Annotated in this window: 13 protein-coding genes; 11 read left to right on the plus strand and 2 right to left on the minus strand. The window is 69.4% G+C overall.

The window, feature by feature from the left end; genetic code table 11:
• The first annotated feature begins 30 nt into the window (after positions 1-30).
• Positions 31-774 (plus strand): 16S rRNA (uracil(1498)-N(3))-methyltransferase, encoded by a 744-nt coding sequence (locus EGT29_RS21850; RefSeq protein WP_124690961.1) that lies wholly within the window; start codon positions 31-33, stop codon positions 772-774.
• A 16-nt stretch (positions 775-790) separates the two neighbouring features.
• Here EGT29_RS21850 and sodC read toward each other — a convergent pair whose 3' ends face one another.
• Positions 791-1,318: a superoxide dismutase family protein gene (sodC, locus tag EGT29_RS21855; RefSeq protein ID WP_124690962.1), complete on the minus strand. Its 528-nt coding sequence runs from the start codon at positions 1,316-1,318 to the stop codon at positions 791-793.
• 240 nt (positions 1,319-1,558) lie between these two features.
• On the opposite strand from sodC, the gene EGT29_RS21860 reads away from it, so the two are divergent.
• From EGT29_RS21860 to EGT29_RS21900, 10 genes are all read left to right on the plus strand, one after another.
• Positions 1,559-2,701, plus strand: a complete 1,143-nt coding sequence (locus tag EGT29_RS21860; RefSeq protein WP_124690963.1) for a zinc-binding dehydrogenase — start codon at positions 1,559-1,561, stop codon at positions 2,699-2,701.
• An 11-nt stretch (positions 2,702-2,712) separates the two neighbouring features.
• Positions 2,713-3,624, plus strand: a complete 912-nt coding sequence (locus tag EGT29_RS21865) for a xanthine dehydrogenase family protein subunit M (RefSeq protein WP_124690964.1) — start codon at positions 2,713-2,715, stop codon at positions 3,622-3,624.
• Positions 3,617-5,524 (plus strand): molybdopterin cofactor-binding domain-containing protein, encoded by a 1,908-nt coding sequence (locus EGT29_RS28875; RefSeq protein WP_202865556.1) that lies wholly within the window; start codon positions 3,617-3,619, stop codon positions 5,522-5,524. The genes EGT29_RS21865 and EGT29_RS28875 overlap by 8 nt, the downstream gene beginning before the upstream one ends.
• Positions 5,521-6,540, plus strand: coding sequence for a xanthine dehydrogenase family protein molybdopterin-binding subunit (locus EGT29_RS28880; RefSeq protein ID WP_202865557.1), 1,020 nt, complete (start codon positions 5,521-5,523; stop codon positions 6,538-6,540). Before EGT29_RS28875 ends, EGT29_RS28880 begins: the two co-directional genes overlap by 4 nt.
• An 84-nt stretch (positions 6,541-6,624) precedes the next feature.
• Positions 6,625-7,623 carry a tripartite tricarboxylate transporter substrate binding protein gene (locus EGT29_RS21875; RefSeq protein WP_124690965.1) on the plus strand — a complete coding sequence of 333 codons (999 nt, stop codon included), beginning with the start codon at positions 6,625-6,627 and terminating at the stop codon, positions 7,621-7,623.
• 38 nt (positions 7,624-7,661) lie between these two features.
• Positions 7,662-9,572: a thiamine pyrophosphate-dependent enzyme gene (locus EGT29_RS21880; protein WP_124690966.1), complete on the plus strand. Its 1,911-nt coding sequence runs from the start codon at positions 7,662-7,664 to the stop codon at positions 9,570-9,572.
• 9 nt (positions 9,573-9,581) lie between these two features.
• A complete protein-coding gene (locus EGT29_RS21885; protein ID WP_124690967.1) occupies positions 9,582-11,033 on the plus strand; it encodes an NAD-dependent succinate-semialdehyde dehydrogenase in 1,452 nt (483 codons plus the stop codon).
• A gap of 28 nt (positions 11,034-11,061) precedes the next feature.
• Positions 11,062-12,783 (plus strand): IlvD/Edd family dehydratase, encoded by a 1,722-nt coding sequence (locus EGT29_RS21890; protein WP_124690968.1) that lies wholly within the window; start codon positions 11,062-11,064, stop codon positions 12,781-12,783.
• A gap of 22 nt (positions 12,784-12,805) precedes the next feature.
• Positions 12,806-13,282, plus strand: a complete 477-nt coding sequence (locus EGT29_RS21895; RefSeq protein WP_124690969.1) for a CBS domain-containing protein — start codon at positions 12,806-12,808, stop codon at positions 13,280-13,282.
• A gap of 52 nt (positions 13,283-13,334) precedes the next feature.
• A complete protein-coding gene (locus EGT29_RS21900; protein ID WP_124690970.1) occupies positions 13,335-14,261 on the plus strand; it encodes an AraC family transcriptional regulator in 927 nt (308 codons plus the stop codon).
• A gap of 15 nt (positions 14,262-14,276) precedes the next feature.
• Here EGT29_RS21900 and EGT29_RS21905 read toward each other — a convergent pair whose 3' ends face one another.
• Positions 14,277-14,720 (minus strand): barstar family protein, encoded by a 444-nt coding sequence (locus tag EGT29_RS21905; RefSeq protein WP_124690971.1) that lies wholly within the window; start codon positions 14,718-14,720, stop codon positions 14,277-14,279.
• Between the last annotated feature and the right edge of the window lie 3 nt (positions 14,721-14,723).

Below are 14,723 nucleotides of genomic sequence, written 5' to 3' on the forward strand. Positions count from 1 at the left end.
CTTGTCAAAAGTTACATCGCTCTCCCATCCATGCCCTTGCCCCGCTTCCACGTCGACCTTCCCCTGCAATCCGGCGCCCGGCTCGATCTGCCCGCGCCCATCGCCCATCATGCCCTGCGCGTGCTACGCCTGCGCGACGGCGAGGAAATCGTCCTGTTCAACGGCCGAGGCGGCCAGTACCCCGCGCAGCTGGAAGTGGACGGCCGGGCGGCTGCGGCCCAATTGGGCACCCACGATTCGCGGGAGGCCGAGCTGCCGGGCCGCATCGTGCTGGCCCAGGCCATCCCGTCGGGCGACAAGATGGACTGGGTGGTGGAAAAGGCGGTGGAAGTGGGCGCCCACGCCATCCAGCCTCTGGCGGCCGCCCGCAGCATCCTCAAGCTGTCGGGCGAGCGCCTGGAGAAGCGGGTGCAGCACTGGCAGCGGGTAGCGATTGCCGCCTGCGAACAGTGCGGCCGCAACCGCGTCCCCATCGTGTCCGCGCCGCTGACGCCCGAGCAATGGCTGTCGCGCCCCGTGCCCGACGGCAGCCAGCGGGTGTTCTGCGACCCCGACGCCGAGATCCGGCTTACCCAGTGGCTGGGCGACCTGCCCGCCGCGCCGGCCGACCTGGAACTGCTGGTCGGCCCCGAAGGCGGCTGGTCGCCCGAGGAATACGCCCTGGCCACCCGCCACGGCGTACGCGCCGTCCGCTTCGGCGACCGCATCCTGCGCACCGAGACGGCCGGCACCGCGCTGATCTCGGCCCTGTCCGCCAAGCTGGACTGGATCTGACGGGGGCGAGCCCCCGTCAGATCACACCGCAAGCCATCCTGGCGCCGCCGCCGCCCAGCGGCATGGGGTGGTCCGCATGGTTGTCGCCGCCCTGGTGCACCATCAGCGCGTGGCCCTGCACCTCGGACAGTTTCTTGAGCTTGGGCGCCAGCACCGGGTAGTTCGCCTTGCCGCCAGCGTCCACGTACAGGGCGGGCAGGTCGCCCAGGTGGCCGCCGTCGTCCCAGGGCTCGCCATGCTTGCCCGTCTTCTTGGGATCGTAGTGGCCGCCCGCCGCCAGCGCGGCCACCGGCTTGCCGTCCTGCTGGCCGGGATCGCAACTGGGATTCTGGTGGACGTGGAAGCCGTGCAGGCCCGGCGCGAGGCCGCTCAGCGCCGGCGTGAACACCAGGCCATAGGGCGTTTCCTTCACCGTGACCTTGCCGATGTCCTGCCCCTTGCCCTGGGCGTCCACGGTGGCCATCGGAATCGACAGGTCGGCCAGGGCCGGCGCGCAGAGCGTGGACGTTCCCAGGAACAGCATTGCCGCAATGTGGCGTTTCATCGCACCTTCCTCCTTGTGGGGCACGGCCGCGCACCGGCCGCCTGCCACTGCCATGGTAACGGCGGCGAGACGGCGAAAAAAGACGTCCGCCGTTAAGAATCGTCACATCCGGGCCAGGGCTTGGACAAAACCAGGAAAGTCTTGAACAGATCCGCGAGATGGGTCCGGCAACCCTTGTTCGCGGCCGCGGCACGCCTATACAGTCCGCCCATCCCCACACGCCGCAGAGGAGACTCACGGATGAACACCGTTACCGAAACCGCGTTCAAGAACACCTACACGATCCCGCAGACCATGAAGGCCTGGGTCCTGGACGACCCCGAGCAACTGTCGTTCGTGGACAAGCCCGTGCCCCAGCCCGGCCCGGCCGAGGTGCTGGTCCGGATCGACGCGATCGCCGTGTGCGCCACCGACCTGGAGATCATTCATCGCGGTCCGCCCGCGCTCATCCAGGGCGGCCTGCCGTTCAACAAGAATTTCACGCCCGGCCACGAATACATGGGCACCATCGTGAAGCTGGGCCCCGGCGTGGACGAGTTCAGGCTGGGCGACCGCGTGGCGGTCGAGGTCCACGCCGGCTGCGGCCGCTGCGAACGGTGCCGCGAGGGCATGTACACGGCCTGCCTGAACTACGGGCAGAACTACGGCGACGTGGACAAGGGGCACCGCGCCAACGGTTTCACCACCGACGGCGGTTTCGCCCAGTACGCCATCAACAACGTCAATACGCTGGCCCACGTGCCGAACGACATGAGCGACGAGGAAGCCACCCTGATCGTCACGGCGGGCACCGCCATGTACGGCCTGGACGTGACCGCCGGCCTGGTGGCGGGGCAATCCGTGGTCGTCATGGGCCCCGGCCCCATCGGCCTCCTGGGTGTGGCGGTGGCCAAGGCGCTGGGGGCCGGAGAAGTGATACTGACCGGTACCCGCGACAACCGCCTGGAGATCGGCCGCCAGTTGGGCGCCGACCATGTCATCAACGTGCGCAACGAGGACGCGGTGGCGAAGGTCAAGGAATACACGAATGGCGGCGCGCACTACGTGCTGGAATGCTCGGGCGCGCCGAACGCCATCAACGACGCCTCGGCCATGCTCAAGCGCGGCGGCCGGATCTGCCTGGCCGCTTTCCCGGCCGAGCCGGTTGCCATCGACGTGGCCGCCCTGGTCCGCAACAACATTTATCTGTTCGGCATCCGCGGCGAGGGCCGCAGCGCCACCCATCGCGCTGCCTCCCTGATGGCGCAGAAGCGCTTCAACGCCAAGATCATCCACACCCACACCTTTCCGCTCGAGGAAGTGCCGACGGCGCTGCGCTATGCGCGCGAGCGCATCGACGACGCCATCAAGGTCGTGGTGAAGATGAACCAGCAGGCGGCCTGACGGAGCGGGCGATGCTGACCTTCGATCGCTACGTGACGGCGACGACCCTGGACGAAGCCTTCGACGCCCTGCAGGCCACGCCGGGGGCGCGCCTGGTGGCAGGAGCCACCGACCTGCTGCCCTGGGCGCGCGAGGGCCGCGCCGGCGACGTCCACCTGCCGGCGCTGGTCGATGTCGGTGCGATCCCGGCGCTGACGGCCGTCACGGGCGAGGATGGCGTGCTGCGCATCGGCGCCGCCACGTCCATCGCGGCGTGCGAACGGCATCCCCTGCTGCTGCGCGACGCGGGCCTGCTGGCTCGGTGCGCGGTCTGGTTCGCCGACGATCAGATCCGCGAACAGGCCACCCTGGGCGGCAATCTGGTCAACGCATCGCCGGCTGGCGACACGCTGCCGGCGCTGCTGGCCATGAACGCCCGGGTGGTGCTTGCCGCCCGCGACGGCGCCGGCATCCGGGAGCGCGCGATGCCGCTGGCGGATTTCATCACCGGCCCGGGCCGGACCCGGCTCGGCAACAACGAAATCCTGGTGCGCATCGACTGCGACGCCGTGCCCGGCCATGGCGGCGCCTTCGAGAAGGTCGGGCATCGCCGTTCGCTGGTGATCTCCACGGTCTGCCTGGCGGTGCTGGCCCGGCTCGAGCCGGCGCGCAGGACGCTGGCCGACGTGCGCATCGCGATCGGCGCGGTCGGCCCGGTGCCCGAGCGGCTGGGCGACGCCGAGACCGCCCTGCGCGGCCAGCGCCCGACACCCGCGGCGATACGCGAGGCCGCCGTGCTGGCCGCCGACAGGGTGCGTTCGCGCAGCCGCCAGGAGTACCGCCGCGAAGTCCTGGTGAATTTCGTCGAACGCGGCCTGGTCGCCGCGCTCGAACAATGCGGGCTGGCGGTACAGCGTCTGCCCCAGGAGATCGTCCATGCCTGACCCATCGGGTTTCGATGCCGCCCATCCGCCCACGACGCACATCGTCGCGACCGTCAACGGACGCAAGGTGGCGCGTACCGTCCCCATCCACTACCGGGTGATCGACTTCGTCCGCGAGGAACTGAAGCTGACGGGCAACAAGGAAGGCTGCGGCGCGGGCGAATGCGGCACGTGTTCGATGTTCGTCGACGGCACGCTGATCAAGAGCTGCCTCGCCCCCGTGCAGAAGATCCACGGCAGGACCGTGGAAACCGTGGACGACCTGGACGCGGACCAGGGCATGACCGTGATCCAGCGCGCCTTCCACAAATGTGGCGCCAGCCAGTGCGGCTACTGCATCCCCGGCATGGTGATGGCCGCCACGTCCACCCTGCGCAAGCGGCCGCGGGCCAGCCTGGACGAGATCAAGGAAGGGCTGGGCGGCAACATCTGCCGCTGCACCGGCTACCAGAAGATCCTGGACGCCGTGGCCATGGCCCGCGACGTGCTGAACGGCACGCGCCCGGAAACAGACCTGGAAGAAGCCGCCACCGACAGCTTCATCGGCTCGCGCACCCGCCGGCTGGACGCGCCGGCCAAGGTCACGGGCGCCATCAAGTACGCGGCCGACCTGTGGATGCCCAACATGCTGCACATGCAGGTGCTGCGCAGCCCGCACCCCCACGCCCGCATCCAGCGGCTGGACGTGGGCGAGGCGCGCGCCATGCCGGGCGTGGAATGCGTGCTGACCTGCGACGACGTGCCCGGGGTCGACAACTTCGGCGTCTTCATCGAGGACCAGCCCATCATGGCGCGCGGCATGGTCCGCTACGTGGGCGAGGGGATCGCCGCCGTGGTGGCCGAGACCGCGGACATCGCGCGCGAGGCCGTGAAGCGGATCCGCGTGACCTACGACCTCCTGCCGGGCGTGTTCGATCCTTTCGAGGCCATGAAGGAAGGCGCCCCGCAACTGCACGGCTTCGCGCCCGGCAATATCTGCAAGCACACGCGCATACGCAAGGGGGATGTCGAGGCGGGACTGGGCGAGGCCGACCTCGTCGTCCAGGAAACCTACCGCACCTCGGCCCTGGAACACGCCTACCTGGAGCCCGAGGCGGGGCTGGCCTACCTGGAGCCCGACGGCTGCGTGACCGTGATGTCGCCCAGCCAGAACATCACCCACCACCGCCACATGCTGGCCAGGATCCTGGGCCGGCCCATCAACAAGGTGCGCATGATCATGAGTACCGTGGGCGGCGGCTTCGGCGGCAAGGAGGACATGCTGTACCAGGGCATGCTGGCGCTGGCCGCCATCCGCACGCGCCGGCCGGTTCGCTACGTGTTCACCCGCGAGGAAAGCATCGCGGCCAGCGCCAAGCGGCATCCGTTCAGCATCGACTACACCATGGGCCTGAGGCGCGGCGGGCTCATCGTCGCCACCCGGATGATCATGGTGTCGGACGGCGGCGCCTACGCCATGTCGACGCCGGGCGTCATGAACAAGTCCGCCATCCTGGGGCCCGGCCCCTACACCATTCCCAACGTGTGGGTCGATGCCATCGGCGTCTATACCAACAACACCCCCAGCGGCGCGTTCCGGGCCTTCGGTGCGTTCCAGTCCGAGTTCGCCACCGAGTCCCACCTGGACCTGTGCGCGGAACGGCTGGGCATGGACCCGGCGCAATTGCGGCGCCTCAACCTCATGCAGGACGGCGCGACCACCCATACCCGGCAGCCGCTGGACCGCGTGGCGGCCACCGCCTGCCTGGACGCCGCGCTGGCGGCCGCGCGCTGGGATCCGGGCGTGCCGCACCGGGAAGCCCGGGGCGAGCCCGCGCGCATCGACCTGGGCGGCCCGGGCACCCGCGCGCCCTGCACGCTGGGCCTGGGCACGATGGCCACCGACAAGGAGACGACATGAAGAAACGAGGCCGGGGAATGGCTTGCGGCTGGTACGGCATCGCCCGCACCGCCGCCATGGATCGGGCCGCCGTCTGGGTCGAGATCGACGACGGCGGGACGCTGAAGGTGGCCACCGGCGTGACCGAGATCGGCGAAGGCGTGCTGACCGGGCTGTGCCAGATCGCCGCCGAGGAAACCGGCGTGCGCCCGGAGGACGTGGTGCTGGCCGACAACGACACGGCGCGCGTGCCCGAGGCCGCCCACGCCGGCGCCACGCGCATGACCTACATGATAGGCAACGCGGTGGCGCTGGCCTGCCGCGAGGCCTTCGGCAAGTTCGCCGCGGCCATGGCCGACCTCTGGCAGGTCAGCCCCGCGTCCATCCGCGCCCGCGCCGGCGAAGTCTGGGTCGCGGGCTCGCCCAGCCAGCGCATGAGCATGGAACATGCGGTGCACGTCCTGAAGAAGGATCGCGGCATCGTCATCGTGGGCAGCGGGCTGTTCACCTCGGCGCACACCGCGCTCGACCCAGAAACCGGCGCCGCGACGCCATGGCAGAGCTATGTGTTCGGCACGCAGATCGCCGAGGTCGAGGTGGACACCGACACCGGCGAGGTGCAGGTGCTGGGCGTCTGGGCGGCCCATGACGTGGGGCGGGTAATCAACCCGCAGCAGGTCGAGGGCCAGATCGAGGGCGGCGTGGTCATGGGCGTGGGCCACGCGCTGATGGAGGCCTACAGCCAGGCCGCCGGCCACACCACCACGCCCGGACTGGCCAAGTACATCCTGCCGACCACGCTGGACGTGCCCCATGTCACGTCGGTGCTGATCGACGAACCCGACCCCAAGACGCCCCTGGGCGTCAAGGGCATCGGCGAACCATGCCTGACCCCGACCGCGCCGGCGATCGTGAACGCGATCCACGATGCAGTGGGAGTACGCATGACGCACCTTCCCGCCACGCCCGAGCGCGTACTGGAGGCCCTGCGTCTGAAGCGGGCCGTGCAACCCAGGGAGCAACGCAAGGTGGCATGACTCATTTCCCGACTTACCGCCCCTAGCCGCTACACGCCAACGACGCGGACGGTCCCGGCGGTCAAACAGAGGTAGGAGACGACCATGAACGTTCGCAGGCAGACAGCGAAGGGATGGCTGTGCGCCATCGGTATGTCGACCCTGGCCATCGCCCACGCGGCATCCGCCACGGCCGACGAGTTTCCGGACAAGCCCGTCGAGATGACCGTACCCTTTCCCGCCGGCTCGTCCGCCGACGTGGTCGCCCGTGTCCTGGCCGACGGCATGTCGCGCCAACTCGGCCAGCCCGTCACGGTCATGAACCGCCCCGGCGCCGGCAGTGCCATCGGCTACAAGTACGTGCAGGCCCGCAAGCCCGACGGCTACTCGATCGTCTTCAACTCCAACTCCATTTCCACCGCCTACTACCAGGGACTGGTGCCGTTCGACTACAAGGCCTTCGATCCCGTGGCCCGGGTCTCGGTCGAACTGCCCGTGGTGGCGGTGAAGGCCGACGCGCCGTGGAACTCGCTGCGCGACCTGGTCGCGGACGCGAAGAAGCGGCCCGGCGAGATCCGGCTCGGCAACTCCGGCTTCGGCAGCCATACCCATACCTCCGCGGTGGCCTTCTTCCACGAGACGCGGGCCGAAGTGACCCATGTCGCCTTCGGCGCATCCCAGGTGGTCACCAGCCTGATCGGCGGCCACATCGACGCGCTGGTTCAGCTTCCGGGCGCGCTGACCGCGCACGTGAAGGCCGGCACGCTGAAGGTCCTGGGCGTGATGGGCTCCAACCGGGAGCCGGCCTTCCCCCACGTCCCGACCACCCGGGAACAGGGCTTCGACTTCCAGGCCGACATGTGGCGCGGCATCGCGGTGCCCAAGGGTACGCCGGCCCCCGTGGTGGCGCGGCTGGAAGCGGCCGTGCGCAAGGCCGTGGAAAGCGCCGAGTTCAAGACCCAGGGGGAAAAGCTGGGCTTCGTGCCGGCCTTCCAGTCGGCGCCGGATTTCGGCCACACCATCGCCACCGAGGACGTGCTGCTGGCCAAGCTGATGACCGACGTGGGCCTGCGCAAGACGCCGGAGCCGCAGGCGAAGTTCTGAACACTGGCCGCCTGGCGGCGGCCGCACGGGAGCACGACATGAATCAAACGGTGGATCTGCCCAGGACCGAGTTGCCGGACTCCGCGGGCATGCAGGCCCGCGCGGCCGCCATCGCCCGCGCCGGCGGCCTGCAGGAGGCGCTCGAACAAGGCCTCTTGAGCCGGCGCGTCTCGGTCTCGCTGTCGGAAGCCCTGGTGCTGGGGCTGCTGCGGCAGGGCGTATGCAAGTACCTGGCGATCTTCGGCCACGGCTCCACCGACCTGGGCGAGGTCCTGCGCGTCTACACCGAGGCCGGCGTGACGCGGGTCTTCAACTTCCGCAACGAGGTCGAGATGGCCCATGCCGGCACCGCGCTAGCCTGGATCCACGGCGAGACCTGCGCGGTCGTGACCTCCATCGGCCCCGGCGCGCTGCAGGCCATGGCGGGCTCGCTGGCGGCCGCCTCGAACGGCGTCGGGCTCTATCACATCTACGGCGACGAGACGACCCACGGCGAAGGCTACAACATGCAGCAGGTGCCCCGTCCCGTCCAGCATGTCTATGGGCAGATGACGGCCCTGATGGGGGACTCCTACGTGCTGCACACGCCCGAGGCGCTGCGCGATGCGCTGCGGCGCGGCACGCGGCGCGTCCATCATCCCTTCAAACCGGGCCCCTTCTACCTCCTGCTGCCGCTGAACACCCAGCCGCGGCGCATCGAGCAGCTCAACCTGGCGGCCCTGCCCGAGCGCCTGCGGGTGGCGCGGCAGGCGGTGGCCGACCCCGAGGCGATCGAGGAAGCCGCGGTGCTGCTGCGCAAGTACGACCGCATCGTCGTCAAGGCGGGCGGCGGCGCGCGGGCCCATGCGGCGGCGGTGCGCCGGCTGGTGGAGGCCACCGGCGCGGTCGCCGTGCTGTCTCCCGGCTCGACCGGCGTGCTGCCCGATGCCCATCCGCAGAACATGCACGTGGGCGGATCGAAAGGCTCGATCAGCGGCAACCATGCGATGGAACGCGCCGAGCTGCTGGTGGTGATCGGCTCGCGCGCGGTGTGCCAGTCGGACTGCTCGGGCACCGGCTATCCCCGTGCGCGCGACGTGATCAACATCAACGGCGACCTGGACGACGTGGCGCACTACAACCGCACGCTGGGGCTGCATGGCGACATCGGCGCCGTGCTGGACCAGTTGCTGTCGGCGCTGGTGGTCGTGCGCGACACCTCGCTCGGCCGGCAGGGCTGGCTGGACGAATGCGCCGCCGCCAAGCGCGCCTGGAAGGATTTCCTGGCGTCGCGGCAAAACCTGGGTGGGCTTCACGACGAAGTCTGGAACGGCATCGTGCTGACCCAGCCCGAGGCGATCAAGATCGTCGCCGACTTCGCCCGCGACATCGACGCCGTCAAGCTGTTCGACGCCGGCGACGTGCAGGCCAATGGCTTCCAGACGGTCGAGGACGACACGCCCTTCCGGACCTACACGGAGTCGGGCGCCTCGTACATGGGCTTCGCCACCTGCGCCGTGGTGGCCTCGGGCCTGGCGGCCCGGCCGCGCTATGCCGTCGCGTTCACCGGCGACGGCTCGTTCATGATGAATCCGCAAGCGCTGATCAGCGCGGTCGAGCACGGCGCCAACGGCATGATCGTGATCTTCGACAACCGGCGGATGGCGGCGATCTCCAGCCTGCAGCACGCGCAGTACGGCGTCGACTTCCGCACCAACGACGGCGTGGCGGTGGACTACGTGGCGATGGCCCTGGCCGTGCGCGGCGTCAAGGCCGTCTGGGGCGGCCATACCGCCAGGAGCCTGCAGCAGGCGCTGCGCGAGGCGCATGCCCACCCGGGGCTGTCGGTCGTGCACGTGCCGGTCTATGCCGGCAGCGACGAACGGGGCGGGCTGGGGGCCTACGGTTCGTGGAACGTCGGCAACTGGTGCGAGCAAGTGCAACAGCGCTATCTATCCATGGACATCTGAGGAACAGACGTGAAGCGCGAACAATTCGGCCTTTACCAGGAGTACGGCCTCTACATCGACGGCGAGTGGCTGGCGGCGCGCGACCTGGCCGCGCGCGAGGTGTTCGACCCCGCCACCGAGGAGATCATCGGCTTCGTGCCTGTCGCGACGCCCGCCGACCTCGACGCCGCGCTGGCGAGCGCGCGGGAGGGGCTGGCGCGGTGGCGCCAGGAATCGCCCTGGGCACGCAGCGCGGCCCTGCGGCGCGCGGCGGACCTGATCCGCGCGCGCGAGGAAGCCATCGCCCGGCTGATGGCCCGGGAAACCGGCAAGCCGCTGGCCGAGGCCCGCGGCGAGACCCAGGCGGCGGCCGACCAGTTCGAGTGGTACGCCGAGGAGACCAAGCGCATCTACGGCCAGACCATCGAGGGGCGCACGCCGGACGTCAGGATGACGGTCCGCTTTGACCCCGTTGGCGTGGTGGCGGCTTTCTCGGCCTGGAATTTCCCCGCGCTGCTGCCTGCGCGCAAGCTGGCCGCCGCGCTGGCCGCCGGCTGCTCGGTGGTGATCAAGCCAGCCAGCGAAGCGCCAGGCTCGTGCATGGCCCTGGTGCAGGCCTGCCACGATGCGGGCGTGGCGCGCGGCGCGATCAACCTCGTCACGGGGGACTCGGGATCGATCTCTAAGCACCTGATCGAATCGCCGCTGGTGCGCAAGGTGTCGCTGACGGGTTCGGTCGACGTGGGACGCCGCCTGCTGGGCTACGCCGCCGCCGGCATCAAGAAGGTCTCGATGGAACTGGGCGGCCATGCGCCGGCGCTGGTGTTCGAGGACGCCGATCCGGTCGCCGCCGCCACGGCGCTGGCCCGCGCCAAGTTCCGCAATTGCGGCCAGGTCTGCATCTCGCCGTCGCGCTTCTTCGTGCACGAGGCCATCTATCCTGCCTTCTGCGACGCCTTCGCCGACGTGGCGCGGTCGCTCCGGCCCGGATCGGCCGCCGACAGCGACATGGGGCCGCTGGCCAACGCGCGGGGCCTGGCGCACGCCCAATCGCTGGTGGACGACGCGCTGGCCCGCGGCGCACGCCTGCTGGCGGGCGGCAAGCGGCCCGCCGCCCTGCCGCGCGGCTACTTCTTCGAACCCACGGTGCTGGCCGACGTCCCGGCCGACGCGGCTATCATGAACGAGGAACCCTTCGTGCCCGTGGCGCCGCTGACGCCCTTCTCGCGCTTCGAGGACGCGATCGCGCGCGCCAACGCCCTGCCCTTCGGACTGGCCGGCTATGTGTTCTCCAACGCGCTCGGTACCGCCACGCGCGCGGCCGAGGCGCTGGAGTGCGGCATGGTCGGCATCAACGAAGTGCTGCTGGCCTGCGCCGAAGCGCCCTTCGGTGGCATCAAGGAAAGCGGCATGGGCCGGGAAGGCGGCTCGCTGGGCATCCACGACTACCTGCAACCCAAGTTGATCCGCGCGCGCCTCTGACCGCCGCGCCCCCCGACAGGACCAAGACATGGAAGAACAACAGGAACACGGACTGGCGCGCGGCCTGACCAACTACGGCGACTTCGGCTTCGCCATGTACCTGCGCCGGTCCTTCGCCAAGTCGATGGGCTACTCCACCGAGATGCTCAGGCGGCCGGTGGTGGGCATCGCCTCGAGCGGCTCGGGCTTCAACAACTGCCATCGCGGCATGCCCGAGCTGGTGGAGGCGGTCAAGCGCGGCGTGCTCGCGGCGGGCGGCCTGCCGATCGACTTTCCCACCATTTCGCTGGGAGAGGTGTTCCTGAGCCCGACCTCGCTGATGTTCCGCAACCTGATGAGCATGGACGTGGAAGAGATGGTGCGCGCCCAGCCCATGGACTCGGTGGTGCTGATCGGCGGCTGCGACAAGACCGTGCCCGCCCAGTTGATGGGCGCGGCGGCGGCCGACGTGCCCGCGGTGCAACTGGTGACCGGTCCCATGATGACCGGCCGCCACAAGGGCGAGAAGCTGGGCGCCTGCACCGACTGCCGTCGCTTCTGGGCCCGCTACCGGGCGGGCGACATCGCCGGCCAGGAAATCGGTCAGGTCGAAGGCCGGCTGGCCACCACCGCCGGCACCTGTGCGGTCATGGGCACCGCCAGCACCATGGCCTGCATCGCCGAGGCGCTGGGCATGTCGCTGCCGGGCACCGCCGCCATTCCCGCCGTGCACGCGGACCGGCTGCGCGCCGCCGAAGCCAGCGGCGCCCTGGCCGTCCGTCTCATCCACCAGCCGATACGGCCAAGCCAGGTCATCACGCCCAGGTCGGTGGAGAACGCGGTACGCGTGTTGCTCGCGCTGGGCGGCTCGACCAACGCGATCATCCACCTGACGGCCATCGCCGGCCGGCTGGGCATCCCCGTGTCGCTGGAGAAACTGAACGCGTGGTCCGACACCACGCCGGTGCTGGTCAACCTGAAACCCACCGGCGACCACTACATGGAGGACTTCTACGCCGCCGGCGGCCTGTCCGCCGTGCTGCGCGAACTGGCGCCCACCCTGCACCTGGACGCCCTGACCGTTACCGGCGAGACGCTGGGCGAGCGCCTGGAGGCCGAGCGCGGCGCCTGGGTGGACCATACCGTCGTCAAGCGCGCCAGCGATCCGGTCGAACCGGTGGGCGGACTGGTGGCGCTGTTCGGCTCGCTGGCGCCGCGCGGCGCCATCCTGAAACGCTCGGCCGCCGACAAGACGCTGTTCGAACGGGAAGGCCGGGCGGTCGTCTTCGCATCGCTGGAGGACTTGTCGCGCCGCATCGACGATCCCGACCTGGACGTAGAGGCCGACGACTTCCTGGTGCTGCAGAACGCCGGCCCCACCAGTGGCAGCGGCATGCCCGAGGCCGGCTACCTGCCCATCCCGAAGAAACTGGCGGCGCGCGGCGTCAAGGACATGGTCCGCATCTCGGACGCCCGCATGAGCGGGACCGCCTACGGCACCATCGTGCTTCACGTCGCGCCCGAAGCCGCCGCGGGCGGCCCCATCGGATTGATCCGCGACGGCGACCGCATACGCCTGAGCGTCAGGGACCGCCGCATCGACCTGCTGGTGCCCGAGGCCGAACTGGCGCGGCGGCGCGCCGAATCGCCAGCCGCGCCGCCGCGGGCCGAACGCGGCTATGCCCGCCTCTACCAGCAGCACGTGCTGCAGGCCGACGGCGGCTGCGATTTCGATTTCCTGCTTGGCACGCCGCCCGGGCCAAGACCGTGAAGATGCTCCAGGGAGACACACGATGCGCGTCAGCGACATACTCAGGATCCAGGACAAGGCGCTGTACACCGTCGCGCCGGACACGCCCCTGTCCGAATGCGTCATCACCATGGCCGACCAGGACATCGGCTCGCTGGTCGTCATGGACCGCCACATCCTGGCGGGCCTGCTGACCTTCAGCGAAGTGATCCGCGTGCTGGCCCGGCGCCAGAAGGAACTGCGGCAGGGGCCCACCCCGCCCGTGGCCGAGCTGCGGGTGTCGCACGTGATGAATCCCGAGCCCATCGTCGCCCAGCCCGACATGGACCTGCACGTGCTGCGCTCGCTGATGGTGTCGCATCACCAGTCCTACATCCCGGTGGTGGCCCGAGGCTTGCTGCAAGGCGTGGTTTCGTTCCATGATGTCGCCAAAGCGGTCCATGAACAGCAGAGCTTCGAGAACCGCATGCTGATGTCCTACATCGGCGACTGGCCGGCTCCGGAACACGCCATCAGATAAGGCCACGGCCTCGCCAGCGTCGCTGGCACCACCATGGGAAACAGGAGGCGCCATGCACAGCGACGCCGTGGGCATCCGGGTCGACGACCCGTCGATCAAGACTTACCGCATGGTCGAGCGGTCCGAACGGCTGGACTTCGACATCCGGGACCACACGGTCCGGCCCGCGGTCTCCACGCCGCACCGCCACGAGTTCTTCCAGATCCAGGTCAATGCCACGGGCGGCGCCAGCCAGGTCATCAGCGGCCAGCGCCGCCAGTATCGCGCGCGGTCGCTGATCTTCGTGCTGCCCTACCGGGTGCACTGCGCATACAACCCCTGCGAGCCCAGCTACACCATCATCAACTTCGCCACCAATTTCCTGCGGCGCGACTTCGACCTGTCGCCGCTGGAAATGGAAGAGGTCTCGCTAACGGACTACCCCGAACTGGCCCCCTTCCTGTACGAAGGGCACATCGACTTCGAATTCGATGACCAGGAGTTCGCCCACATCCAGGGCTTGCTGCGCCACATGACCGCGCTCAACCACCGGCGCCGGCTCGGCACGCTGGAACGCATACGCGGCACGCTGCTGGAATTGATCGGCTTCACCACCGAACGCTTCGAAGCGGAATTGCGCGGCCTGACCGAACGGCGCATCTATCTTCAGGGCCGCACCGACGCCCTGAAACGGGCGATACGCCACATCGACGAGAACCTGGACAAGCCGCTTTCCCTGTACAGCGTGGCCGAGGCGGCGTTCCTGTCGCCCAACTACCTGTCGCAGCTGTTGAAGAAGCACACGGGGCTGGCCTTCGTCGACTGGGTGACGGTCAAGCGGATGGACCGCGCCCAGGACCTGCTTGCCCACAGCGAAGACCGCATTTTCGAAATAGCCAATGCCGTCGGCTTCAGCGACGAGGCGTATTTCACCCGCCGCTTTCATCAGCGCTTCGGCCTGTCTCCCTCGGAGTACCGGCGCCGCGTCCGGCAGGGATAGGGGAAGCGCCGGGACTCAGGCGGAATGGGTGCGGCCTGGCTCGGCGGCGCCGTCGGCCTTGTCCAGGACGAAGGTGAAGGCCTTGCCGTTCTCGCGCGCGAACTCGACCACGTCCTCGCCCACCTGGGCAATGGCCGCCGCATGCTCGGACAGGCCGGGATCGTCCTGGTGCAACTGCCAGAGCGCCAGCACCATGCCGGCCGGCTGATCGAGCACCGTATCGCACAGGCAGTCGTACAGGGCGTCGAGGTTGCCGCCGAAATGCTCGGGGAAATCGACCGCGTTGGCGATCGCCCGCAACACGGCGGACTTGCTCTTGGCACGCGAACAGTCAACCTCGTAGACGGCCAGCTTCAAGTGCCGCGCGGCCTGGAGCAAGGCCTTCACGTCGAGGTCCGGGTCGGCCAGGGCGCCGCCGGTCTTGAGGCATTCGTTCAGGTTTCTCGCATTCGAGGACATGGA

The sequence above is a fragment of the Pigmentiphaga sp. H8 genome (genome assembly GCF_003854895.1).
Lineage (GTDB): Bacteria > Pseudomonadota > Gammaproteobacteria > Burkholderiales > Burkholderiaceae_B > Pigmentiphaga.

What these genes read in the sequence shown, in the direction of transcription:
- EGT29_RS21850 (WP_124690961.1), top strand. Translation starts at nt 31, where the DNA reads ATGCCCTTGCCCCGCTTCCACGTCGACCTTCCCCTGCAATCCGGCGCC.
- sodC (WP_124690962.1), bottom strand. Translation starts at nt 1,318, where the DNA reads ATGAAACGCCACATTGCGGCAATGCTGTTCCTGGGAACGTCCACGCTC.
- EGT29_RS21860 (WP_124690963.1), top strand. Translation starts at nt 1,559, where the DNA reads ATGAACACCGTTACCGAAACCGCGTTCAAGAACACCTACACGATCCCG.
- EGT29_RS21865 (WP_124690964.1), top strand. Translation starts at nt 2,713, where the DNA reads ATGCTGACCTTCGATCGCTACGTGACGGCGACGACCCTGGACGAAGCC.
- EGT29_RS28875 (WP_202865556.1), top strand. Translation starts at nt 3,617, where the DNA reads ATGCCTGACCCATCGGGTTTCGATGCCGCCCATCCGCCCACGACGCAC.
- EGT29_RS28880 (WP_202865557.1), top strand. Translation starts at nt 5,521, where the DNA reads ATGAAGAAACGAGGCCGGGGAATGGCTTGCGGCTGGTACGGCATCGCC.
- EGT29_RS21875 (WP_124690965.1), top strand. Translation starts at nt 6,625, where the DNA reads ATGAACGTTCGCAGGCAGACAGCGAAGGGATGGCTGTGCGCCATCGGT.
- EGT29_RS21880 (WP_124690966.1), top strand. Translation starts at nt 7,662, where the DNA reads ATGAATCAAACGGTGGATCTGCCCAGGACCGAGTTGCCGGACTCCGCG.
- EGT29_RS21890 (WP_124690968.1), top strand. Translation starts at nt 11,062, where the DNA reads ATGGAAGAACAACAGGAACACGGACTGGCGCGCGGCCTGACCAACTAC.
- EGT29_RS21895 (WP_124690969.1), top strand. Translation starts at nt 12,806, where the DNA reads ATGCGCGTCAGCGACATACTCAGGATCCAGGACAAGGCGCTGTACACC.
- EGT29_RS21900 (WP_124690970.1), top strand. Translation starts at nt 13,335, where the DNA reads ATGCACAGCGACGCCGTGGGCATCCGGGTCGACGACCCGTCGATCAAG.
- EGT29_RS21905 (WP_124690971.1), bottom strand. Translation starts at nt 14,720, where the DNA reads ATGTCCTCGAATGCGAGAAACCTGAACGAATGCCTCAAGACCGGCGGC.